We start from the raw sequence: 23,642 nt of genomic DNA, 5'->3' as shown, positions 1-23,642 counted from the left end.
GGAGGTGCTCTCCCAACTGAGCTAATCGCCCTTAATGTTGTGGGTTGGCATTATAGGGAGAATGCATTTTCAGTCAATACCTTTTTATTAAATTTTGTTTAATTGTCGTAAAAATAAGCATAAAATCCGCTTTTTTATTTAGAAGTCAAACAAGTCGTAGTAGAATAACGACTAATATTTTATTGAAGATAGGTTATAAAGATGAAACTAGATGCTCCTTTTAATTTAGATCCAAATGTAAAAGTGCGTACTCGTTTTGCTCCTAGCCCTACAGGTTATTTACATGTAGGTGGCGCACGTACCGCACTTTATTCTTGGTTATACGCAAAACATAATAACGGCGAATTTGTATTACGAATTGAAGACACTGATTTAGAGCGTTCAACACCAGAAGCAACGGCTGCCATTATTGAAGGCATGGAATGGTTAAATCTTCCGTGGGAGCATGGCCCTTATTACCAAACTAAACGCTTTGATCGTTATAACCAAGTGATCGATGAAATGATTGAACAAGGCTTAGCATATCGTTGTTATTGTACTAAAGAACACTTAGAAGAACTTCGTCATACTCAAGAACAAAATAAAGAAAAACCACGTTATGACCGTCACTGCTTACACGATCACAACCATTCACCTGATGAACCCCATGTTGTACGTTTTAAAAATCCAACTGAAGGCTCGGTAGTATTTGATGATGCCGTACGTGGCCGTATTGAAATCAGCAACAGTGAGCTTGATGATCTTATTATTCGCCGCACAGACGGTTCTCCAACTTATAACTTCTGTGTAGTTGTAGATGACTGGGACATGGGTATCACACATGTTGTACGTGGCGAAGATCATATCAACAACACGCCTCGTCAAATTAACATTTTAAAAGCGATTGGTGCCCCAATTCCAACCTATGCACACGTTTCTATGATTAATGGCGATGATGGTCAAAAACTCTCTAAACGACATGGCGCAGTGAGCGTAATGCAATATCGTGATGATGGTTACTTACCCGAAGCTTTAATTAACTATCTTGTTCGTTTAGGCTGGGGACATGGCGACCAAGAAATTTTTAGTCGCGAAGAAATGATCAACTATTTCGAATTAGATCACGTTAGCAAATCAGCTAGCGCATTTAATACCGAAAAATTACAATGGTTGAATCAACATTATATCCGCGAATTACCGCCAGAATATGTGGCTAAACATCTTGAATGGCATTACAAAGATCAAAGCATTGATACAAGCAATGGTCCTGCATTAACTGATATTGTCTCCATGCTTGCGGAACGTTGCAAAACCTTAAAAGAAATGGCAAGTTCAAGCCGCTACTTCTTTGAAGAGTTTGAAACCTTTGATGAAGCCGCAGCGAAAAAACATTTCAAAGGCAATGCTGCTGAAGCGCTTGCAAAAGTGAAAGAAAAATTAACCGCACTTTCTAGCTGGAATTTACATTCTATTCACGAAGCCATTGAGCAAACAGCTGCTGAACTAGAAGTGGGCATGGGTAAAGTTGGCATGCCATTACGTGTCGCTGTGACAGGTTCTGGTCAATCGCCATCAATGGATGTTACCCTAGTCGGTATCGGCAGAGATCGCGTACTTGTGCGTATTCAGCGCGCTATTGATTTTATTCATGCACAAAACGCTTAATATTTAATCGGATAACAAACGCATAATAAAATCGTATTGACAGCCACATAGTCAAATTTTATCATGTCGCTGTCTTTTATGGGGATATAGCTCAGTTGGGAGAGCGCTTGAATGGCATTCAAGAGGTCGTCGGTTCGATCCCGATTATCTCCACCAAATTAATAAAGCAAGGTTATTTACCTTGCTTTTTTATTATCAATAATCAATATCTTAGCGAATTTTAACAAAAATAAAAACTAAAGCGTGCTAGAATAGTGCGCTTTTTTATTACATCGTTCGAAATCATATCAAGGAATAATTATGCGTCCAAATAATCGAGAAAATAATCAACCCCGCCAAATTAAAATTACCCGTAACTACACCAAGCATGCTGAAGGTTCTGTGCTTGTTGAATTTGGGGACACCAAAGTGCTTTGTACTGCAACAGTGGAAGATGCTGTGCCACGTTTCTTAAAAGGACAAGGGCAAGGTTGGGTAACGGCTGAATATGGAATGTTGCCACGTTCAACACATAGTCGTATGCAACGTGAGGCGGCTAAAGGTAAACAAGGTGGACGCACAATGGAAATTCAACGCTTAATTGCCCGCTCTTTGCGCGCCATGGTGGATCTTAAAGCACTGGGTGAACGTGCGATTACTTTAGATTGTGATGTTATTCAAGCGGATGGCGGCACACGAACTGCATCCATTACTGGTGCTGCAGTCGCATTATGTGATGCGATCAATGGTTTAATTGAGAATGGCACGTTAAAAACTAATCCAATTAAAGGGCTAGTTTCGGCAATTTCTGTAGGGATTGTTGATGGTCAAGCTGTTTGTGATTTGGAATATGTGGAAGATTCTGCAGCGGAAACCGATATGAATGTTGTGATGATGGAAGATGGTCGAATGATTGAGGTGCAAGGCACTGCAGAAGGCGAGCCATTTAGCCATGAAGAATTATTAACATTATTAGATTTAGCGAAACAAGGCTGTAATCAAATTTTTATCGCTCAACGCGAAGCGTTAGGCTTATAAACACAGTTTATAGGAGTTAAAAAATGGAACAATATAAACGCGATTTTATCGAATTTGCTTTAAGCCGAAATGTATTGAAATTCGGCGAGTTTACTTTGAAATCGGGGCGTAAAAGTCCGTATTTCTTTAATGCAGGTTTGTTCAATACGGGGGCAGATTTAGCGCGTTTAGGCGAGTTCTATGCTGCGGCAATTCAAGCAAGTGCGGTAGATTTTGATGTGGTTTTTGGCCCTGCTTACAAAGGCATTCCAATTGGCACTTCAGTTTCGGTGGCGTTATTTAATCGTTATGGTATTGATAAACCCGTGTGTTTTAATCGCAAAGAAGTGAAAGATCACGGAGAGGGCGGCAATTTAATTGGTAGCCCATTGCAAGGAAAAATTTTGCTTGTGGATGACGTGATTACGGCTGGCACTGCAATTCGTGAATCTATGGAATTAATCAGTGCAAATAAGGCAGAGCTTGCGGCGGTATTGATCGCTCTAAACCGTAAGGAACGAGGAAAAGGCGAGCTTTCTGCAATTCAAGAAGTAGAACGTGATTATCAATGCCAAGTGCTATCAATCATTGATTTAGATGATTTGATGCAATTTATCGAACAAGATCCTCGATATAGTAGCCATTTGCCAGAAATGCGTGCTTATCGTGCCGAATTTGGCGTATAAAACTTGAGAAATAAATTTTTATCATCATTATAAATAACATTATAAAAATAACCGCACTTTGACTTAACAGGGGAAAGAATGGGATTTATTGGGAAAATTATAGGCGTATTTTTAGGTTGGAAAGTTGGTGGATTTTTTGGTGCGATTGCTGGTCTCATTTTAGGCTCTATTGCAGATAAAAAATTGTATGAGCTTGGCTCGGTAAGTTCTAGTTTCTTTAAAAAGAAAACAACACGTCAAGACTTGTTTATGCAAACCACCTTTGCGGTGTTAGGACATTTAAGTAAATCGAAAGGGCGTGTAACAGAAGAAGATATTCAATTAGCTAATCAATTAATGATTCAGCTTAAACTGGATGATGCTGGGCGTAAATTAGCGCAAGATGCGTTTCGTCGTGGTAAAGAATCTGATTTCCCGATTCGTCAAGTTATCCGTGAATTTCGCATTGGTTGTGGGCAACGTGCTGATTTATTGCGAATGTTCTTACAAGTGCAAGTTCAAGCGGCTTTTGCCGATTCAGAACTTCACGAAAATGAGAAAGAAGTGCTTTATGTGATCGCTGAAGAACTTGGGCTTTCTCGTATGCAATTTGAACAAATGATTGCGATGGAAATGGCTGCTCGAGCTTTTACTCAAGGCGGTTTTTATCAGCAATATCAACAAGGTGCATATCAAGGTGGCTACCAATATCAACAACAAAATAGTGGTGGTTACCAACATGCTTCTGGCCCAACTTTAAATGATGCCTATAAAGTATTGGGTGTGACTGAGTCCGACGAGCAAAGCACGGTTAAGCGTGCTTATCGTCGTTTAATGAATGAACATCATCCAGATAAACTTGTGGCGAAAGGTTTACCGCCAGAAATGATGGAAATGGCAAAAGAAAAAACTCAACAGATTCAAGCCGCTTACGATTTAATTTGTAAAGCAAAAGGCTGGAAATAGTGCGTGTTATTCTTGCGCCTATGCAAGGGGTTCTAGATCCCTTTGTACGCCAACTTCTCACCGAAGTGAATGACTACGATTTATGTATAACAGAATTTGTTCGCGTAGTTGATCAATTTCTCCCTGAAAAAGTATTTTATCGTTTATGCCCTGAATTAAAAAATCAGGGCTTTACTTCTTCTGGTACGCCTGTGCGAGTGCAGTTGCTAGGGCAGCATCCAGAATGCCTTGGTATGAGATTCAAAAAATCTTGCAAAAATATGCTAATGTCGAAAATGAATATGACAGCGGTTTTTACCATGTGGCACGAATTAAACAGTGGTTACGTTATTTGAATAAGGAATATGACGAGGCGAACCAAGTGTTTGATAAGATTAAGACCTGCCAAACTGCTGAAGATTTGAAATTACGGTTAAATGAGAAATAAAAAACCTGCTAATCAGCAGGTTTTCTTTTTCTAAATTATTTAAAAATTCACCGCACTTTTTAATTTTTTCAGTGCATTAGTTTCTAATTGACGAATACGTTCCGCAGAGACATTATATTTTGCTGCCAAATCGTGCAATGTGGCTTTGTTATCATCTAACCAACGAGCTTTGATAATATCCTGACTACGTGCATCTAGACTTTGTAACGCTGCACCTAATTGCTCGGTTGCTTGGCTTTCAAAGTTTTCATTTTCAAGCTCTGCTGCGAAATTAGAACTTTTATCTTCCAAATAAAGGGCTGGAGAATAGGTCTCTGTTTCTGCATCATCAGTAGGTAAATCAAAACCGACATCCGCACCGCTCATTCGAGACTCCATTTCGATCACATCTTCTTTGGAAACACCCAATTCATTTGCGACCATATCAACTTCATTTTCATTGAACCAACCTAAACGTTGTTTAGTTTTACGTAGGTTGAAAAATAATTTACGTTGAGCTTTCGTGGTTGCGACTTTTACGATACGCCAGTTACGAAGAACATATTCGTGGATCTCAGCTTTAATCCAATGCACGGCGAATGACACCAAGCGTACACCAACTTCAGGGTTAAAACGTTTGACCGCTTTCATTAAACCGATATTGCCCTCTTGGATTAAGTCAGCTTGTGGCAAACCATAGCCAGAATAGCCACGTGCAACATGGATCACGAAACGAAGATGCGACAAAATGAGTTTTTTCGCTGCATCTAAATCCTCGTGATAATACAAACGTTCTGCCAATTCCTTTTCTTCCTCTGCGGTCAGCATCGGATATTCATTTGCTGCACGAATATAACCTTCGATACTGCCTTGAGGAACTAACATCATTTGTGTTTCTTTATCCATCGTTTCCCTTCTTTATTTTGGCTTTTGCCAATCAATGTACTTAGTTATAGCACAATAAGCTATCTTATTGAACTAATTTGTCAATAAGACAGATTTTATCAATTGAAAGTTCAATTATTATAAAATTACGTGATAATTTGCTCGCTATTTACTTCGCCAGTTGCACTGATAAATCTTACTTCAGGTTGCAAATATACACCGAATTTTTCTGCAACAGTTTGGCGAACGTGATGGGCAAGTTTAACTACGTCTTGTCCTGTTGCCCCACTTTTGTTAATTAACACTAATGCTTGTTTTTTATGAACCGCAGCCCCTCCTATTTGAAAACCTTTAAGATTACATTGATCAATCAGCCAGCCTGCCGCTAATTTCACTGAGCCATCTGCTTGTGGAAAGTGCGGTAGATTTTTGTGATGTTTTTTGATTTCCTCAAAATGTTCTGAACTGACAACTGGATTTTTAAAGAAACTCCCTGCATTACCCGTTTCATTTGGATCAGGTAATTTACTTTGACGGATATGACAGACTTCATCAAAAATTTGTTTAGCCGTGATAGTTTTTGGATCGAAGTCTACAAGCGAACCATATTTTAGAATAGGCTGCCAATCTTTTTTAAGCTTTAATCCAACCGCTGTAATCACGTAACCTTGCTGATAACGATGTTTAAAAGTACTTTCACGATAACCAAATTCGCATTGTTCTGTGTCGAGTCTAAAGGTTTCATTCGTGTTTAAATTAAGTACATCCACATAATCGCACACATCTTTAAATTCAACGCCATAAGCACCGATATTTTGAATAGGCGCAGATCCTGCACAGCCAGGAATTAAAGCCAGATTTTCTAAGCCATAAATACCATTATTAATAGACCATCCCACCAATTTATGCCAATTTTCCCCACCATTGACGTGAAGATAGTGAAAATTTGCATTTTGTTCGTGCGTAATCCCCATTAAACGATTTAAAACCACCACGCCATTAAAATCATCCAGAAACAGAACATTACTGCCTTGACCTAAAAAAAGTACGGGTAAATTTTCTGATTTAGAATACGCCCACACTTGTTGTAACTGTTCGATGCTATGTGCTTCAATAATTTCACGTGCATTAGATTGAATGTGGAAAGTATGAAAAGGCTGTAAATTTTGCATTTTGATGTCCTAAAATAATGTATGCGGCAAAGTGATTTTTACCTGCGTACCACCTTGCTCACGGCGATGAATATGCAATTGTGCATTAAGCTGACGACAGCGTTCCGCCATAATATTTAAGCCGTAATGCCCTTCTGGTTCTTCAAGATTTGGAATGCCAACCCCATCATCTTCAACTAAAATTTCATACTCGCCTTCCGCATTAATTCTTGCGCTAATTTCAATTACCGTGCCTTGAGAATGCTTGATCGCATTGGTGGTGGCTTCACGTACAATTTGCAGAACGTGAACCAGCTGTTGAGGGTTCAAACTTTGCGATGGTAATTGACAATTCACATTCATTTGCATTGTTGTTTGCGAGCGTAATGAATCAATCACTTGTTTTAGTGCAAGCTGTAAATTCGCTTCTTGTATGGTTAAACGGAAAGTGGCTAAAAGCTCACGTAACTGTGCATAACCACCAGAAAGGGCTTGTTCAAAATTGGCAATAATTGCCAAACTCTTTTCTTTTGATTGTTCGTCTTCTTTCTTCAGGTTATGTTTGAGCAAAGTAAGTTGAATTTGTAAAAATGATAAGACTTGAGCCAAAGAATCGTGCAACTCTCGCGCAATAATTGAGCGTTCTTCCATTAATAAAATCTGTTCTTTCTGACGTAAATTTTTATGGAAATAAAGCGCACGAGCAAGCATTTGCGCTAAATTTTGCATAATTCGGGGATCTGGACAAGGTAATCCTGCTTGCCAAGAGAGTACACCTAATTCTTCGTTATCCACAGAAAGGGTTTCGATTTGTAGTTCATTATTAGCATCTTGCTTACCCAATGTAATATCCCAATGTTCAGCCCCCATCACTTCCACTTTAACGAAGTTCAAATGGTCGCTAATAAAAATGTAATTCAAAACTTGATTTAAAATTTTATCGTTAATTGTGTTTGTATTCAGAAGTTGAGCACTTTGATAAAGAGTGCTTAAAGTGCGGTTAGTTTGACGCAACTTTTGCGTTTTTTCGTTTACAGCTTCTTCTAAACGCGAATAAAGCTGTCCCAGTTCTGTGGACATTTGTGTAAATACGCGAGCCAGTGTGCCAAGTTCGTTTTGTTTCCTTGTGTCAAGTGGAATATGATTGAATTGACGCATTTGCACTTGCATACTGGCTTTTGTCATTAAATGCAAAGGTTTCACAACTTCTCGGTTTGTGTACCAAATCACATAAGACACCATCAGCAAAATTAACAACATCGCAAAACCTAATACTGAAACGCCTAAAATCCATTTCTGCTCGCTAAAACGTTGTAATTCAAACACAAAATAATCAACATCTGCCACATAGTCAGTAAGCTGCTTACTATAGTTTTTTACATCCTGTTGGCGCGCATATTTTTCCATGTTCGTCCAACGTTGCAAAATGTTTTGATAGGAATGTTTTAATACATTCGGTGTGAAAAATTGATTTTGAACTTCTAGTAAAGCAGATGAATGAAGGCTTATATGATAACGGCGTAAGTTCGTTTCCACGCTTTCTGGTTGTTCTTGCATTTCATAAAGTAAGCGATAACTTTGCATACGCAAAGAACCTGAAATATTAATGGCTTCGGCATCATATTTATTACTGCTCATAATTGCCAAACTTAGAGAACTAATCACACCAGCAACGATAAGAATGATAAATAAATATTTCGCAATACGGGTGGAAACGGAACCTTTAGTATACACAGGAAACTCCAGTGGAAATTTAGAAAAGTGCGGTAAAATTTTTATTTCTTTTTAAATTTAGCCCAAACTTTATCTTCTTGACCACGCCATAAGCGTTGAATGTTATCGTGATGACGATAAATTAATAGGCAACATACCAAGGCAACAGGAAAAGTAAATTCTGGTTTAAACCACCACACATAAAAAGGCACGACTAACGCCGTAAGTACCGCACTTAACGAAGAATAGCCACTAATAAGAAAAACAAGGATCCAAGTACCAAACATTGAACCTGCAACAGCCCAAGAAATCGGTGCGATTGCTCCAAAGGCAGTTGCAACACCTTTGCCACCTTTAAATTGAAAAAAAATGGGGAAAATATGCCCTAAACAAGCACCAAGTGCGACCATCCCTAATTCAAATTGGGTTAAACCTAAATAATAACCTGCCCATACAGGAATCATCCCTTTTAACATATCAAAAATAAGCACCGCCAAGGCAGACTTACGATTTCCAATACGTAATACATTCGTCGCACCAGGATTGTGTGAACCATTTTGACGAGGATCAGGCAATCCAGTAAGGCGACAAATTAAAATCGCACTGGAAATAGAGCCTAAAAGATAGGCAAAAAGCATATAAAAAAGGGCGAAAAGGCTCATTTTGTACTCCAGCAAGAAAAACTGTTCGTTATTTTACCCAAAGTTGATAGCATACGCCTACAATAATTTTAGAGGAAACCTTATGGATCGTATTTTTATTGAAGAATTGACTGTTTTTGCACAAATCGGTGTATATGATTGGGAACAGCAAATAAAGCAAAAACTCGTGTTTGATTTGGAAATGGCGTGGGATTGTAAACAAGCAGCGGAAACGGATGATGTTGCCTATTGTTTAAATTACGCTGAAGTGAGCCAAGTGATAATTGATTATGTGGAAAGTAAACCTTTCTTGTTGATTGAGCGAGCGGCTTATGAAGTGGCAGAGTTGCTTGAATCACGTTATCAACTTCAAGGATTAAAAATTAAACTGAGCAAACCAAAAGCCGTCGCACAAGCTAGAAATGTTGGCATATTGATTATACGTGGATGTTTAAAATAATGTAGCGACAATGGCTATTAAAAAATCTGACAGGCACGCAATTTAATTGGTGTCTGTCAGATTGGCTTTATGCTTTTACCTTGTGTTCTGAATAGTTATTGTTCAGCTTCTAACTCTCCAACACTCACCTTAGTATTATTACCTTTATCGCCGAATTGTTGTTCTTCGCAACCTTTACCTGCATCACAAACTGCAACAGAAACAAGTTTTTCAACATCTAAGCTACTCACTAAATTTGTATTAATGATTTTTTCGCTTGCGTCCGTAACATTCAATTGCTCAGCAGACAAGTTGGTGGCTCGCACACCGTTAATTTTGTCATAAAGTCTAGCAAAACCACGTTCACTGAGTTTGGTAGAATCGCCTTTAATTTTTGTCTGATTAAAGTTTTTCTCACGAGGAAGTTCAAAGAATGTGAAATCCGAATTTGGTTTTACATCAATTTCTACCCCTTTGGAGCTTAAATAAGCTGTTCCACCGTTAGGTGCTAAGGCAGTAATTTCAGCATTTTCAATGGTTGTTTTAGTATCTGCGTTATCACCAATAGTAAATGCCATATTGGCAATATTAGCATCATTATCAATTGAGCCTGGCGCACCATTAATGATCACTTCTTCCCCAGTTCTTCCTCCAGTGTTAATTGCGGTAATTTTCAAGTCATCTTTGCTGTATTTACCTGCAATTTTTGTATCGCCATCAGTTCTAAAGGTGTAACCCTGATGAGATTTCACAAAAATAGAACTTTTTTCCCCTATTAATTCCCCGATTAAAAACATCGTAGCATAAGGTGCTTTTGGAGATATATCGCTTTTCTCATCGCCCACGATTTTGATATGTGAGTTTACCATTGAGACTTTACCATTCATTCCTAAACGGTTAATTTGAGTTGCAATATCTTGTTTATCAAAGGTAATATCAATCTTGCTATTATCTAACTTAATTTTTTCTGCCAGTAAATGCACAAATCCATTTTTTAGGTTGATATTACTGTTAGAAATATTAATTTCCGTGTCTTTAATCGTTGATCGCCCCGTATTTTTGGTAGCAAACATATCAAAACGATACCAATAGGCTCTGTTCATATCTAACTCTAAATCTTCTGTATATGACTTACGGTAATATTTCCAACGGCGTCTGCCTTGATCTAACTCTGACAACTGTGTACGATGGTCTAAATCTAACACTCCGTATTCATATTTCGAACTCACACCATTTCTATTACGGGATATACCCCCATCAATGTAAAAATTCGTCTGTCCTGTGGCGGTGATGTTATCTAAATTAACATTTTTAAATCCACCCACTAAAATCACTTCATCAACCTGATCAAATACTACATTACGCATATTTACATTAAACTTCTTACGTTGTGAGCGTTCTGTTTTCTGATATCTGTTATCATAGTCATCTTCATTGGCACTACGCCCCAATCCCATCGCTCCGTTACCAAGATTTATTTTGCTGTCAGTAATTGTAATATTTGATTTAAAATCTTCCTCATTCTGCAAACTCGTTACAACAAATAAACGATATTTTGAGTGAATATCCGCATGATCAATATTAATATGACCTTGGTTAGTCAGCTTTAATAGCGAATCTGTACCTCTAAAGGAATCTATATTGATATTGCCTGAAATATTAACCTCATTTCCTTTAAGATTCACTTTTCCATTATTAGCCAGTAATGAACTTAACGCCTCTGTTTGTATAAATGAACCCGTACTCGCATTATTTTTATCTGCAATATCCGCAATACGAATATTTTCAGTGTTTGGCACGTCAATATTAACTTCTGTATTTAATGTTTTATGTTCATCATTATAGTGCGTTCCACTATTTTCACGTCCAAAGTTACCATTGATATTAACGCTTTTACCTTTAAAGTTGATTTGAGGCGAGGTAACTTTTGATCCAGTTTGAGAAGTGATTTTAAGTTTTTTATCTTCATTTGAGGTAACTTCAGTCCCAAAATTGACGATCTCCCCTTTAATATTACTTTTACTATTCAACTGAACATTGTCAGCAGATAACACAATTTTTCCGTTTGTATTTCTGACTTTAGTTGCTTCTAACACTCCATTATTCACAACCAAACTATCTAATGCTTGGTTACGCCCTTTCGCACTTAGCGTAATCTCTCCTGCTTTAATACTCCCTTCATTTTTAACAATACCTTCATTTTTAACAATACCCTGTACTGTATTATCTTCTAATGCCACACTTATACCGCTATCTGATAAGGTAAATGTGAAATTATAGCCTGAGGATAAATACACCTCGCCATTTTTTGCAGCGTTTTTTTCAACGTTAATTTCCCCTTCATTAATAACTTGATCGCCATTAAGTACCACGAAATCTTGCGCCGTAATTTTCCCTTGATTGAGAACTTGACCTTCTTGTGTTAATTTACGGGTAAATTTATTATTGCCATTTTCACTGATTCTCTCTAAATCTTTAGTTGTTGCAAATAAACCAGCGACATTGATTTCTGCCCCTTCGGTAATAATAACCCCATTAGGGTTTGCTAAATAAACCTTACCGTTTGCCTTCAATTTCCCTTGAATTTGACTAGCATTCCCGCCAGTTACACGGTTATATGCCACAGCGCTTGTGCTGGGTTGTTGAAATTCCACTTCTTTATTTTTGCCGATGTCAAAACTCTTCCAGTCTATTTGAGTTGTGGGGGTTTCTTGATTAATCGTCATTTTATTTTCAGTTTGAGTAACACTTGCCCTCCCAACAACTACAGTGCTATTTTGTGGAAAATCCTGTGTAGAGGCATACGCCGCACCACTGCAAGTGGTCAAAATGATAAGAGAAATTACATTTAATTTATACATGACATATCTCCTTAGAAAGTTTTAATCATAGAAAGCCAAAATTGGTGTTTATCGGCATTATTAATATTGTTATCAAGCGGTTTAGCGATACTAGCGTTGATGGCATAGCTGCCTGCATCTGAAAAAGAAAGTCCTGCACCAACGCTTTGTAATTTCACGCTATTTTTCACGCCTTTTTCGAGAAATTGGCCATGTTTATAAGATTTCCCAAAACCATAGTCATAGAACAATGAACTAACTAGGACACTTTGGGAAAAGACTGGTAAATAATGTTTGAATTCTGTTTGTATCACATGCCCTTCATCCACAGAAGCCGCACCAGCTTGATGTCCACGCACGCCAGACAGACCACCAAGCAACATTTTCTGTGAGCTTTCAAGGTTTTTATCAGCAAACTGACCGTTTATACCAATATTGAAAGCAAAAGATTTTGGTAAAATTTGCTCGTGAGACAAGTGGTAGTTATATACCGTAAAATGCGATTTTGGTTGAAAATCCTCTGTCGCATTATGTTTTCTTTCATTAGTTTGATTCGCTAAATTACCGAACAAGGTAGATAATGAAAAATAAGTTGTCCCATCTTTAATAAGATTCCAAGAACCGTCAATCCCTGCAGTTAAACTGTTTATTTTCCGTTTTTGTTTCACAGAAACCGCTTGTTGTTTATCCGTAAGGTTTTGATGATTAAAGCTCACTTTAGTACTTAAACGAAAATTTGGTGTACGGATTGTTGGGTGCAACAAATAAGCCCCTAGGGTATGGGAATGCCCTTGAGATTGTAATGATTTAAAATTACCACCTAATTTGTAGTCGAGATAGTTAGCAGTTACACCAAAACGCGTAGAATAACCATCAATTAAAGAGGAATAATCTATACGAGCATTTTTTAAATTAGCCTGATTAGAACTCAGTAAATCCAGTTTCAATTCATCGCCCCAGCCATTCAAATTACTGACTTTTGTCCCCGCAGCCAAACGGTAACGCCCAGTATACTTGTTGCCTTGGTTATCTACTGAAACATAACCAGAAAAACGTTTTGCATCGTTAATCTTAATCAGTAAATTTGCTTCGCCGACTTTTTTGCCTGCGGAGAGTTGCAAACCAGCATTTACCCCTGGAACATCGTTTATTGTTAAAGCAAATTTTTCTAACTCATCTTTCAAAATAAATTCGGACGTATTCACTGTTGTATTAGAGAGACGGGATACAAATTTATTGCTTAATGCGCTGTGATTTTGCAAGCGTATTTCGCCTACATTACCTTTGAGTAACAAAATTTTTACCGTACCTTGCTCAATTTCCTGCGGTGGTAAAATTGCTTTTGCCACTAAATAATTATTATGACGATAAAATTCGCTGATCTCATTTGCCAAATTACTTAAATCTGACAGCGATACCTCTTTTCCTACATAATTTTTTAAAATATGTGCAAGCTCGTCTGTGACGACTTCTTGATTGTTTCGATCTAAAATCTGTACTTGCGTAAGTGGAAATTTCAGTCCTTGTTTATACTGTGCGGTATAAGGCGATTTTGCTGCTTGATTAAATAATTCGCCACTAGGTTTGGCTTCTGGTTGAATTTGACGCTGTTCTAGTTCACGGTTCAATGATCCAGCATTTGGCACTAATGCCATCACTGAATTACTCAAAACAAAGCCTAAACTGACCGCACTTGCAATAACAGAATAACGAGGTCTCATTTTCATTCCTTATGTCCTATTAATTGATAAAATTACAAAAATTGAGGGAAAACAGCTTTAGGGCGTTTTTCCAAAGTAAATTTAGAAGCTATAAACTGCACTAATTTTCGCATTACGACCAGTGCCTTCCATTAAACTAAATGCTGGTTGATATTTTCTATCAAACAAGTTTTCCAGCGCAAAATCTAAACGCAGGTTTTTCCATTCGCCTTTTAATGGCGCATAGGTAGCACGAAGATCGGTCAGTATATAACTTGGGTAGGTAACAGCGTGATCTTTAGGCACTCGATTTTGGGCAGCGTAATGGGTTATTGTCGCTCCTACAGTGAATTTGTCTTTTACTAAAGCATAATCTGCCCCTACGCCGATTTTGCTTGCGGCAATGTTTGATAAGGCTTCGCCGCTATCTTTATCTCTACCTTTGGTGCTGCCATAATTAGTAAATAGCGTTAAACGTTCTGTTTGGTATTGGGCTTGCAACTCAATACCACTTAAACGGGCATTAGCTATGTTTTGATACTGAGAACGTGTTGGTAATAGCTGCGATGGGCTATTTTCATTCGGGTTATTAAATGTTTTTAAGTTAATTAAATCTTTCACATCATTGCGGAAATAAGTCGCTTCAATTTTGAATTTATCGTCTTGTTTAAACAGGCTATCAAAATGTAGATTTGCGGTAATTTCTTTATTTTTCGCTGTTTCAGGGCGCAAATTTGGGTTTGCTACAAATTTATTTATCTGATTTGCTCCTCGAATATCTGCCCCAAAGTGAGAACCACTCACAAACCGTTCTTGCATAGATGGGGCTCGAAAAGCTTCATTATATTTAGCAGAAAAATCTAACCAATTGGTCACTTTCCAAGTTAATTTTGTGGCAGGCGATAAATGATTATCCTTATATTTTACGGTTTTACTTGAGGTATCGTAGTGGTCATAACGTACACTTGGCGAAACTAGCAATTTTTCCCCAAATAGCGGAATATGAGCGATTAAATAAACGCCTGTAGTGTTTGAATTCGCATTATAGGGGTCCGCTCGAAACTTCGCATCTTTATCGTTTGTGCCTCGTTCGGTACGGATTTTATCTCGCATATAATCCACCCCATAAACAAAGGAAATGTGAGATAATTCGGAAGAATTACGTAAATTTATACCTCGGGTAGTCAATTTAGTCTGATCTTTCACACCACTGACTTTACGCTGTTCTTTCTCAATAGTTTTATTGTTATACAGTGCGATATGCGTATTTAGATAAGAATTATCTGGCGTTAAATAATAGTTAAATACCGTGCTTTGATCAGGAATTTGTTGATCAGTTAAATAACTGACACTGCCAAAACGTGTTTTCACTTTAGAGTAAAACGCTGATGTTTCTGATGATGGTTTTGCTCTCTGTGGTAAACCGTTGTTTGAGCCGTGGAACTCGTTGATTTGATCTATAATTTTTTCATTGGTAAGTTCGTTTTCCACCTCATTATTGCTTGGTGCTGTTTGTTTAAAACGAGTTTCGCGGTGGGATAATTCCACACGGTTCGCATCATTGATTTGCCAACCAAATTTTGCTAAGCCCCCAAACTGTTTATAGGCTGTATTATTCAGCTTGTTGCCTTTACCAGTGCGTAAATTATCCGCATTATTATAGAAAGCACTAATAAGAACATCGAATTTGTCATTTGCCGCAAATACAGAAGCATCCCTTTCCGATAAATTATTAGCAGTTTGATAACCTTGGCGAATTTTAACTCCGAATTTGTCATTATTTTTCAATAAGTCTAAAGCATTTGGCGTACGCATTGCCACAACACCACCCAAAGCACCGCTACCCCATAAGGAGCTACTTGGTCCTTTGATTACTTCAATTTCTTGAATAAGTGACATTGGAAGAAAATAAGAACCTCTATGTGCTAAATCAAAATTTTGTCTCACGCCATCAATGACTTGCACAACACGATTATCACTTACCCCTCGAATATTAGGTTTTTGAGCAATGCTTCTCGAACCGCCTCTAATATCAACATTGGGAATGTCTTCTAACGCTGCTGCAACACTAGTAGCTTGTTTGGAAAGAAGACTATCTTTAGATTGTTTTTCTGGCGTATAAGCAAACCTACTTGGATCTCGTGTCGCAATAACGTTGATAGAGTCTAATTCAATGGATTGTGCTAGCACATTTGCTGTCACTAAGGTTGTAGCAACCGCAAGGGAAAGTTTAGAAAATCGCATCTGTTTTCCTTATTGTAATAATTAAAAATAGGAGAATGGCGATGATAATAATGATAATAATCAATTGGTTTATTTATAATCATTTGCATTTAGTAGCGTAAAATTTAAACTAATTTTGGATTTCAATCTGTACCTGCAAAAATTGGACTAAATAAGCAAGAGATTAAGGTATATATTTTTATGACTAAATATAAACTAATTTAACAACAAGTTATTGATTTTTAACTTAAAAAATAAAGCTCTTACTTTCCAAAAACAACTTTCAAGTTGGCTATATTAAAACGTTTAACTTAACCATCTAACTTTTGAGATGCAGATCATTTTTTCAAAATAATCCCAATTTTTTCATTTGTTCAATGACGGGTTCGACTTGAATCTCTGCCATCAAATTTTTCCCTTTTAGTTTGGTTGCCCAAGGTAGTTCAGAAGACGGTTTGCCAAATTCTTTTTGGGCATTTTCTTCATATACAGATACCACGTTATCTAAATTATTATAAGGTGCAGTCCGCAAAGGATTGTGATAGGCATACAAGCCAATAACGGGTGTTCCTTGTGTTGTCGCAATATGGGCAGGGCCAGAATCTGGCGAAAGTACCAAATCAACCTTAGAAATTAAAGCGGTAAGCTGTTTTAGGTTTGTTTTTCCTGCAATATTGGTTGGCGTGAAATGGCAAAGTGCGGTAATTTTTTCGACTATTTCTAATTCACGTTTGGCTGGCGAACTGCAGAAAATCACATTGACATTATGCTGATGGGCAATATTGGCAACCTCTGCATAACCTTCGATTAGCCAATCTTTTTCTGCTTTGCTAGAACAAGGGGAAATCAATAAATTTTTACGAGAAAAATCAATAAATTGATCGGCAAATTTATAATCATCTTCTGAGATAGCTAATTCCCATTTCGGTTCTGCTTTCGGTACGCCAATATATTCAGCGAAAGCCATAAATCCATCTAATACGTGAGGGGAAAAAGGATCTGCGATACGACGATTTACAAATAGCCATTGTCCTTCGCGAGAACGTTTTTCTCCAAATCCAATTTTGAATTTTGCTTTAATTCCTAAAGAAAGGATTGATGCACGAAATGCTGTTTGCATATTTAATAGCGCATCAAATTGTTTATTTTTTAGTTGTTTCCAGAGTGATAAAATACCTTTCCATCCTGCTTTTTTATCGTAATGAAGGAGCGTGACATTAGGAATGCCCGAAAGCAAACCCATTTCAGTTTTGCCTACAATCCAAGTAATTTCTGTTTGGGGATAATATGCCTGAATGTGCTGAACCACCGCTAAGGCGTGGCAAACATCGCCTACAGCTGACAATCGGAGAATACAAAGAGATTTTGGAGCTTCGGTAAAAAGTGGCATTAACGTTCCTTTATCATTTAATTTGTGCCTATTTTAAAGTAGAATGACCCCATTTTCTATTCATAACAACGTTCTAATGCAGCAATTCCAACAAGATAACCAATATTTTATCTTTAATTTTGACCGCACTTTTGAGCAAGCAACCGAGTTTTTCCAAGCGGAATTTTGGCAAAAACAAGAACGAGTGATAGGAAGTGCAAAAGGTCGAGGCATCACTTATTTCTTGCAAACGGAAGATTGGTTTGGTGTAAATTGTGCGTTGCGTCATTATTATCGCGGTGGACTTTGGGGTAAACTGAACAAAGATCGTTATCGTTTTTCTGCTCTTGAAACTACCCGTAGTTTTGCTGAGTTTCATTTGTTGCAACGTTTGTATGAAGCGGGGTTACCTGTGCCTAAACCCATTGCTGCACGTATTCAAAAAGGCAAGTTAGGTATTTGCTATCAAGCGGATATTTTGACGGAAAAAATCGAAAACGCGCAGGATTTAACCGCACTTTTACAAACACAAACATTGCCAAAAGCAACTTGGATGCAAATTGGTCGTTTGATTCGAAAACTACATGATTTACAGATTTGCCATACAGACTTGAATGCACATAATATTTTGCTTCAACAAACTGAACAAGGGCAAAAATGTTGGTTGCTCGATTTTGATAAGTGCGGCGAAAAATCTGGAGATTTTTGGAAAGTGCAAAATCTGAACCGTTTAAAACGTTCCTTCGAAAAAGAAGTTGGACGAATGAATATTCAATTTACCGAGCAAAACTGGGCTGATTTAACGTCAGCTTATCATCAATAAAAGGACTAATTTATGAAACAAAAAATCGTACTTGCTACAGGCAATAAAGGCAAAGTGAAAGAAATGGCTGATGTTCTATCTGATTTTGGCTTTGAAGTGATTGCACAAACAGATCTAGGCATTGAAAGCCCAGAAGAAACTGGCTTAACTTTCGTTGAGAATGCCTTATTAAAAGCACGCTATGCCTCAGAGAAATCAGGTTTGCCTGCTATTGCGGATGATTCTGGCTTAGTAGTTTCCGCACTTAATGGCGCACCAGGCCTGTATTCTGCACGTTATGCTGGCGAAGAGGGTAATGATGCTAAAAACCGTGAGAAATTATTGGCAGAGCTTGCACATATTGCACAAGATAAACGCCAAGCCAAATTTGTGAGCTGTATCGTGTTTTTACAGCATCCAACAGATCCATCGCCAATTATCGCCGAAGGTGAGTGTCACGGTGTGATTGGTTTTGAAGAAAAAGGCGAAAATGGTTTTGGTTATGACAGTTTATTCTTTAGTCCAGAACAAGGTTGTACATTTGCTGAATTAGAAACAGCTGAGAAGAAAAAAATTTCTCATCGTGCAAAGGCATTGAGCGTTTTAAAAAATAAATTATAAAGTTAATAAAAGTATTTAATCTATTAATAAAAAATAATTGACACGTTAATCAGAAGATAATTTTATGACAGACAGACAGACAGACAGACAGACAGACAGACTGTCAGTCAGACGATGAATATTATATTTTCATCTGACAACTATTATGCACCTTATTTAGCTGTAAGTATTTTTAGCATTATTAAAAACACACCTAAAAAAATAAATTTTTATATTCTTGATATGAAAATAAATCAGGAAAATAAGACCATAATAAATAATTTAGCAAGCGCATACTCTTGTAAAGTATTTTTCTTGCCAGTTTGTGAGTCAGATTTTCAAAACTTTCCAAAAACAATAGATTATATATCTTTAGCTACTTACGCTAGACTAAATTTAACTAAATACATAAAGGATATAGAAAAAGCTATTTATATTGATGTGGACACATTAACAAACTCTTCACTTCAAGAACTTTGGAATATAGATATAACGAACTATTATTTGGCAGCATGTCGAGATACTTTTATTGATGTAAAAAATGAAGCTTATAAAAAAACAATTGGTTTAGAAGGGGATTTTTATTTTAATGCGGGCATATTATTAATTAATTTAAATAAATGGAAAGAAGAAAATATTTTCCAAAAATCAATAAATTGGATGAATAAATACAATAATGTTATGAAATACCAAGATCAAGATATTCTAAATGGTATCTGTAAAGGAAAAGTAAAATTTATTAATAATAGATTTAATTTTACACCAACGGATCGAGATTTGATTAAAAAGAAAAATTTATTATACGTAAAAATGCCAATAGTTATTTCTCATTATTGTGGTCCAAATAAATTTTGGCACAAAAAATGCAGTCACTTAAATTGTCATATAGGAAATTTACTTTTAAAAGAAATGGATAAAGTTATTGATATACCATCATCTTGGTATGATCATTTTGAGAAAATCCCTTTTTTAATTAAAATAAAAAGATTAAGAAAGAGAATAAGAGATAAATTAATATATGGTATCTATTAAAATCAACTGTTTTAATAATTATCAAGGTTACATCTTACTAAATTATTAGTATCTTCTAACTCTGAATTAGCTCAATAGCTTTTATTGCCTATTTTTTAACTAATCTTTTAAAGATTTTTATTTTTTAGAGTAAAAAACTTGACTAAACCAGAGTAAATCTTTATAGTTTGCGAACCTTTTACGGTGAGATGTCCGAGTGGTTGAAGGAGCACGCCTGGAAAGCGTGTATGTGGGAAACTGCATCAAGGGTTCAAATCCCTTTCTCACCGCCATTAATCCCGTCAAATAATATCTATTTCGTTAAAAAATATAAATTTAATCTGTATCTTTCATTAGTCTCTATTTTTATTAAAAGCAATTTAAGAAAAAGTTAATCAAACGCTTAGGAAATTCATACGTATTTGCCGAGCGGTTTTGGTGTGTTTTATAAAATAAAATTTAGCTCTGTAGGGCATTGTTTAAGTTTATGAAGTTATTGAAGATAAAGTTGTCGTTTATGTTCTTGTAGTGGATAAGCGTGAATGTACTGAAGTTTACATCGCCGTGCAGGATAGGTTAAATTAATCTATATTTAATAAAATATTATTAATATTTTGAGTTAATATCATCAATTTTTAGTGATTTAATTGTTTCATCTAAAATTAATCTGACAGACATATCATTTTACAATAAGACTGCCAGATTAGATTTTATCTACAGTATTTAGTTTTCAAAAGAATCTTTTAAACGTTCATCAGCTCGGCGAGATTCACTTTTATGTTGAAGTTTATTAAGCTGACGTTCTAATTTTTCTTCCACTTCATTAATTGCTTTATACATATCATCTGAAGTTGCACTGGCTAATAAATTGCCTAAGGGTGTGCCAATAGAGGCTTCGACACTAAATCCATTAGGTACTTTGTTTAAAACAAAATGTGGGCTAATTAACTGCGTTTGCCACTTACCTAACTTCGCAAGTCTTTCCTCCAAGTGTTCACGAATTGCAGGAGTGATGTCCATTTGTTTACTGGTAATATTAAGTGTCATAGCATTTACCTCTTTGTTGCGTGATTTAAATTCTAGTTAATAACAAAATAGTGTTCTTATTTTAGATTTTCAAGTGTTTTAAAGATAAATATCAGAGTAATTTTCAAAAGGATGATCTATGTCTCATTTTTAAACATTTATTATTTTAGAGAAATTATTATATGACGCCCCCTATTGAATTAAAGTACTTTATAAATCCTGTAATTGTTTGTTATACGCGGTAGTGAGTGTTAAAACAATGCGATTTAAACGTTCCGAAGTATAATATTGTTTATCTGATACATTTGGTGTAAAAATAATACCATCTCGGCGCATATGTAAAATAGATACGGTAAGCGCACTTACATCAGCTGTCATAACTTGTTCTATTTGATATTTTATTTCTATAGATTTATCGCCAATTCGTTCTGTTTTTGCCCAATCAGTTGTTAAAATCGAACCATCTGTTGTTGATGAAATACCCTCATCTTTCAATAAACGCTCAACTTGCTGAAGATTATATAGTTTTGCCTGTTGTTTTGGATAGACAATCAACGAACGTTCGCCATCAAATTTTGTTATTGAATTTTGAATAATAGCGAGAGGGATTAATGGTGGGCGAATATCAATATCTTCCCCTTTTTTCACTTCAATATTAGGTAATGAATAGGCATCATCAGCTTTTGGTAACTGTACCCCTCCAGTAGCCAAAGGGGAAAAATGGGGAATGCTCGTCTCAGATTTTTGAAATGAATCGTTGGTTGCTTTTAAGGTTTCAGGATTAGACGAACAACCAGCTAGAATAATAGCCGTTACTAAATTCAATATTATTTTTTTCATATATTAACCTTAACTAAATTGAAAATTTGATAAATTCTGACCGCACTTTTTGATCATTTTACTGATCTATAATACATAAAAGTGAGGGGTAATTACTTACCCCTTTATTTTTATAACAATCCTGCGATTTTTAGCGCATCTTCTACTTTTGGTTGAATTTCTTCACTAAGTGTTGTAAGTGGCAAGCGTAAATGTGGCGATTTAATTAAGCCTAAGCGATAAGCTGCCCACTTCACTGGAATTGGATTAGATTCAATGAACAGGTCGTGATGTAAACGCATTAAACGAGCATCAATTTCTTCCGCTTTATCAAAATCTCCCGCAAGTGCATAACGGCACATATCAGCCATATCTTTTGCTGCAATGTTATTTGTTACTGATATTACTCCCTCAGCACCTAATTTTATTGCTTCTAAGCCTGTTGCATCATTGCCACTTAAAACAATAAAATTCTTACCTGCAAGCTGCTTAATTTTAACTATTCGGCTAACATCTCCCGTTGCTTCCTTAATGCCTACAATATTTTCAATTTCAGCTAAACGAGCAACTGTTTCTGGTTTCATATCACTGCCTGTGCGAATAGGAACATTATAAAGAATCTGCGGTAAATCAGTACATTCCGCAATGGCTTTAAAATGTTGATACATTCCCTCTTGGGTTGGTTTATTATAATAAGGCACAACAGATAAACATCCTGCTACACCACTGTCTCGTAATAATTTGGTCATTGTAATTGCTTCACTCGTCGCATTTGCACCCGCTCCCGCAATAATAGGAATACGTCCTTTGGCAAATTCAACAGTCTTTTCAATGACTTTTACATTTTCTTCAATACTTAGCGTGGCGGATTCTCCCGTTGTACCCACAGAAACAAGCGCATTAGAACCAGCTTCAATATGATGTTCTACTAATTTTTCTAAACAGGAAAAATCGACTTCGCCATAATGATTCATTGGCGTAACAAGGGCAACTATGCTACCCGAAAATAAAGGATTTTGCGCTGACATATAACCTCCGTCGGTTTTTAATTTTATTATTTGGTTTCACTTGTTATAGTCGCTAAAATAACGTTAATTTGCAAATTTTTTTTCATTAAAGGAGTTTTTTATGAATCCATTATCTGTTGGTAATCAAGCACCTGCTTTTACCTTATTAAATCAACAAGAAAAATTTGTTTCTTTAAATGATTTTCGTGGTAAAAAAGTTTTAATTTATTTTTATCCAAAGGCTCTCACTCCAGGCTGTACCACACAAGCCTGCGGATTGCGCGACAGTAAATCTGAATTAGATGCACTAGGTTTAGTTGTACTTGGTATTAGTCCTGATGCCCCGAAAAAATTAGCTCAATTTATTGAGAAAAAAGAACTTAATTTCACATTGCTTTCTGATCCTGATCATCAAGTTGCGGAGCAATTTGGCGTATGGGGCGAAAAAAAATTTATGGGGAGAACTTACGACGGTATTCATCGAATTAGTTTTTTAATCAATGAAAGCGGAAATATTATGCAAGTATTTGATAAATTTAAGATAAAAGACCATCATCAAATGATCATTGATTATCTTCGTTCCCTATAATATTTCAAAAAATAACCGCACTTTTCCACATAAAGTGCGGTAAAAAATTCAGAAATTTTTAAATTCAAGGTTTACGCATTATTCAGCCTTTGCTAGAATTCCCCGAGTGATTGAAATTCATTCTCAATTATATTCTCAAAAAAATTTCTC

Annotated in this window: 20 protein-coding genes, 2 tRNA genes and 1 pseudogene; 12 read left to right on the top strand and 11 right to left on the bottom strand. The window is 36.4% G+C overall.

The features are described 5' to 3' along the window. Nucleotides 1-201 precede the first annotated feature (201 nt). The 6 genes and pseudogenes from gltX to HMPREF2644_RS07615 all read left to right on the top strand — a co-directional run bounded on the left by gltX (nt 202) and on the right by HMPREF2644_RS07615 (nt 4,698). A complete protein-coding gene (gene gltX, locus HMPREF2644_RS07640) occupies nt 202-1,644 on the top strand; it encodes a glutamate--tRNA ligase (RefSeq protein ID WP_011271958.1) in 1,443 nt (480 codons plus the stop codon). An 80-nt stretch (nt 1,645-1,724) separates the two neighbouring features. Beyond that, a tRNA-Ala gene (locus HMPREF2644_RS07635) sits at nt 1,725-1,800 on the top strand. A gap of 144 nt (nt 1,801-1,944) precedes the next feature. Further along, entirely contained in the window at nt 1,945-2,661 is a 717-nt protein-coding gene (rph, locus tag HMPREF2644_RS07630; protein WP_005632808.1) for a ribonuclease PH, read from the top strand. A 23-nt stretch (nt 2,662-2,684) separates the two neighbouring features. Further along, complete coding sequence (pyrE, locus tag HMPREF2644_RS07625; RefSeq protein ID WP_005644452.1) at nt 2,685-3,326, top strand: orotate phosphoribosyltransferase; 642 nt, start codon at nt 2,685-2,687, stop codon at nt 3,324-3,326. A gap of 78 nt (nt 3,327-3,404) precedes the next feature. Beyond that, entirely contained in the window at nt 3,405-4,271 is an 867-nt protein-coding gene (gene djlA, locus HMPREF2644_RS07620; RefSeq protein ID WP_005686695.1) for a co-chaperone DjlA, read from the top strand. Continuing rightward, nucleotides 4,271-4,698 (top strand): annotated as a pseudogene (locus HMPREF2644_RS07615) (tRNA-dihydrouridine synthase). Before djlA ends, HMPREF2644_RS07615 begins: the two are co-directional and overlap by 1 nt. A gap of 39 nt (nt 4,699-4,737) precedes the next feature. On the opposite strand, the gene rpoH reads toward HMPREF2644_RS07615, so the two are convergent. From rpoH to plsY, 4 genes are all read right to left on the bottom strand, one after another. After that, nucleotides 4,738-5,583 (bottom strand): RNA polymerase sigma factor RpoH, encoded by an 846-nt coding sequence (gene rpoH / locus HMPREF2644_RS07610; protein ID WP_005694033.1) that lies wholly within the window; start codon nt 5,581-5,583, stop codon nt 4,738-4,740. A gap of 125 nt (nt 5,584-5,708) precedes the next feature. Continuing rightward, nucleotides 5,709-6,734 (bottom strand): UDP-N-acetylmuramate dehydrogenase, encoded by a 1,026-nt coding sequence (gene murB, locus HMPREF2644_RS07605; protein ID WP_070828370.1) that lies wholly within the window; start codon nt 6,732-6,734, stop codon nt 5,709-5,711. Between the two features lie 9 nt (nt 6,735-6,743). Next, nucleotides 6,744-8,447, bottom strand: coding sequence for a nitrate/nitrite two-component system sensor histidine kinase NarQ (narQ, locus tag HMPREF2644_RS07600; protein ID WP_070828369.1), 1,704 nt, complete (start codon nt 8,445-8,447; stop codon nt 6,744-6,746). A gap of 41 nt (nt 8,448-8,488) precedes the next feature. Continuing rightward, a complete protein-coding gene (gene plsY / locus HMPREF2644_RS07595; protein ID WP_048951400.1) occupies nt 8,489-9,088 on the bottom strand; it encodes a glycerol-3-phosphate 1-O-acyltransferase PlsY in 600 nt (199 codons plus the stop codon). A gap of 82 nt (nt 9,089-9,170) precedes the next feature. Between plsY and folB the strand changes: the two genes are divergently transcribed. Further along, the gene (folB, locus tag HMPREF2644_RS07590) at nt 9,171-9,527 is read left to right on the top strand and encodes a dihydroneopterin aldolase (protein WP_070828368.1); all 357 of its coding nucleotides are present in this window, start codon (nt 9,171-9,173) and stop codon (nt 9,525-9,527) included. Nucleotides 9,528-9,622: 95 nt separating this feature from the next. On the opposite strand, the gene HMPREF2644_RS07585 is transcribed toward folB, so the two are convergent. The 4 genes from HMPREF2644_RS07585 to HMPREF2644_RS07570 form a co-directional block, all read right to left on the bottom strand. Further along, entirely contained in the window at nt 9,623-12,367 is a 2,745-nt protein-coding gene (locus HMPREF2644_RS07585; RefSeq protein ID WP_070828367.1) for a filamentous hemagglutinin N-terminal domain-containing protein, read from the bottom strand. A gap of 11 nt (nt 12,368-12,378) precedes the next feature. Then, a complete protein-coding gene (gene hxuB, locus HMPREF2644_RS07580; protein ID WP_050397187.1) occupies nt 12,379-14,073 on the bottom strand; it encodes a heme/hemopexin-binding protein HxuB in 1,695 nt (564 codons plus the stop codon). Nucleotides 14,074-14,148: 75 nt separating this feature from the next. Next, nucleotides 14,149-16,290 carry a TonB-dependent hemoglobin/transferrin/lactoferrin family receptor gene (locus HMPREF2644_RS07575; RefSeq protein WP_005656201.1) on the bottom strand — a complete coding sequence of 714 codons (2,142 nt, stop codon included), beginning with the start codon at nt 16,288-16,290 and terminating at the stop codon, nt 14,149-14,151. A gap of 325 nt (nt 16,291-16,615) precedes the next feature. Then, nucleotides 16,616-17,659 carry a glycosyltransferase family 9 protein gene (locus HMPREF2644_RS07570; RefSeq protein ID WP_005656199.1) on the bottom strand — a complete coding sequence of 348 codons (1,044 nt, stop codon included), beginning with the start codon at nt 17,657-17,659 and terminating at the stop codon, nt 16,616-16,618. 76 nt (nt 17,660-17,735) lie between these two features. Here HMPREF2644_RS07570 and HMPREF2644_RS07565 point away from each other — a divergent pair, with 76 nt between their 5' ends. The 4 genes from HMPREF2644_RS07565 (at nt 17,736) to HMPREF2644_RS07550 (ending at nt 20,344) form a co-directional block, all read left to right on the top strand. Beyond that, nucleotides 17,736-18,461 carry a 3-deoxy-D-manno-octulosonic acid kinase gene (locus HMPREF2644_RS07565; RefSeq protein WP_070828366.1) on the top strand — a complete coding sequence of 242 codons (726 nt, stop codon included), beginning with the start codon at nt 17,736-17,738 and terminating at the stop codon, nt 18,459-18,461. A gap of 12 nt (nt 18,462-18,473) precedes the next feature. Continuing rightward, the gene (rdgB, locus tag HMPREF2644_RS07560) at nt 18,474-19,061 is read left to right on the top strand and encodes an RdgB/HAM1 family non-canonical purine NTP pyrophosphatase (RefSeq protein WP_005689434.1); all 588 of its coding nucleotides are present in this window, start codon (nt 18,474-18,476) and stop codon (nt 19,059-19,061) included. A 114-nt stretch (nt 19,062-19,175) separates the two neighbouring features. Then, a complete protein-coding gene (locus HMPREF2644_RS07555) occupies nt 19,176-20,072 on the top strand; it encodes a glycosyltransferase family 8 protein (protein WP_070828365.1) in 897 nt (298 codons plus the stop codon). Nucleotides 20,073-20,254: 182 nt separating this feature from the next. Next, nucleotides 20,255-20,344 (top strand) — tRNA-Ser (locus HMPREF2644_RS07550). Between the two features lie 430 nt (nt 20,345-20,774). Here HMPREF2644_RS07550 and hpf read toward each other — a convergent pair. The 3 genes from hpf to dapA all read right to left on the bottom strand — a co-directional run bounded on the left by hpf (nt 20,775) and on the right by dapA (nt 22,924). Further along, entirely contained in the window at nt 20,775-21,098 is a 324-nt protein-coding gene (gene hpf / locus HMPREF2644_RS07545; RefSeq protein WP_005653397.1) for a ribosome hibernation-promoting factor, HPF/YfiA family, read from the bottom strand. 189 nt (nt 21,099-21,287) lie between these two features. Further along, on the bottom strand, nt 21,288-21,917 hold the full coding sequence (gene bamC / locus HMPREF2644_RS07540; RefSeq protein ID WP_070828364.1) for an outer membrane protein assembly factor BamC: 630 nt from the start codon (nt 21,915-21,917) through the stop codon (nt 21,288-21,290). A 110-nt stretch (nt 21,918-22,027) separates the two neighbouring features. Beyond that, complete coding sequence (gene dapA, locus HMPREF2644_RS07535) at nt 22,028-22,924, bottom strand: 4-hydroxy-tetrahydrodipicolinate synthase (RefSeq protein WP_050846026.1); 897 nt, start codon at nt 22,922-22,924, stop codon at nt 22,028-22,030. A gap of 100 nt (nt 22,925-23,024) precedes the next feature. Between dapA and bcp the strand changes: the two genes are divergently transcribed. Next, nucleotides 23,025-23,492 carry a thioredoxin-dependent thiol peroxidase gene (gene bcp / locus HMPREF2644_RS07530; protein ID WP_005668209.1) on the top strand — a complete coding sequence of 156 codons (468 nt, stop codon included), beginning with the start codon at nt 23,025-23,027 and terminating at the stop codon, nt 23,490-23,492. The last annotated feature ends 150 nt before the right edge of the window (nt 23,493-23,642 follow it).

Source organism: Haemophilus sp. HMSC071C11, from assembly GCF_001837655.1.
Classification (GTDB): domain Bacteria; phylum Pseudomonadota; class Gammaproteobacteria; order Enterobacterales; family Pasteurellaceae; genus Haemophilus; species Haemophilus influenzae.
Note: the sequence above shows the minus strand (reverse complement) of the source record. Positions and strands in the feature narration are given on the sequence as shown.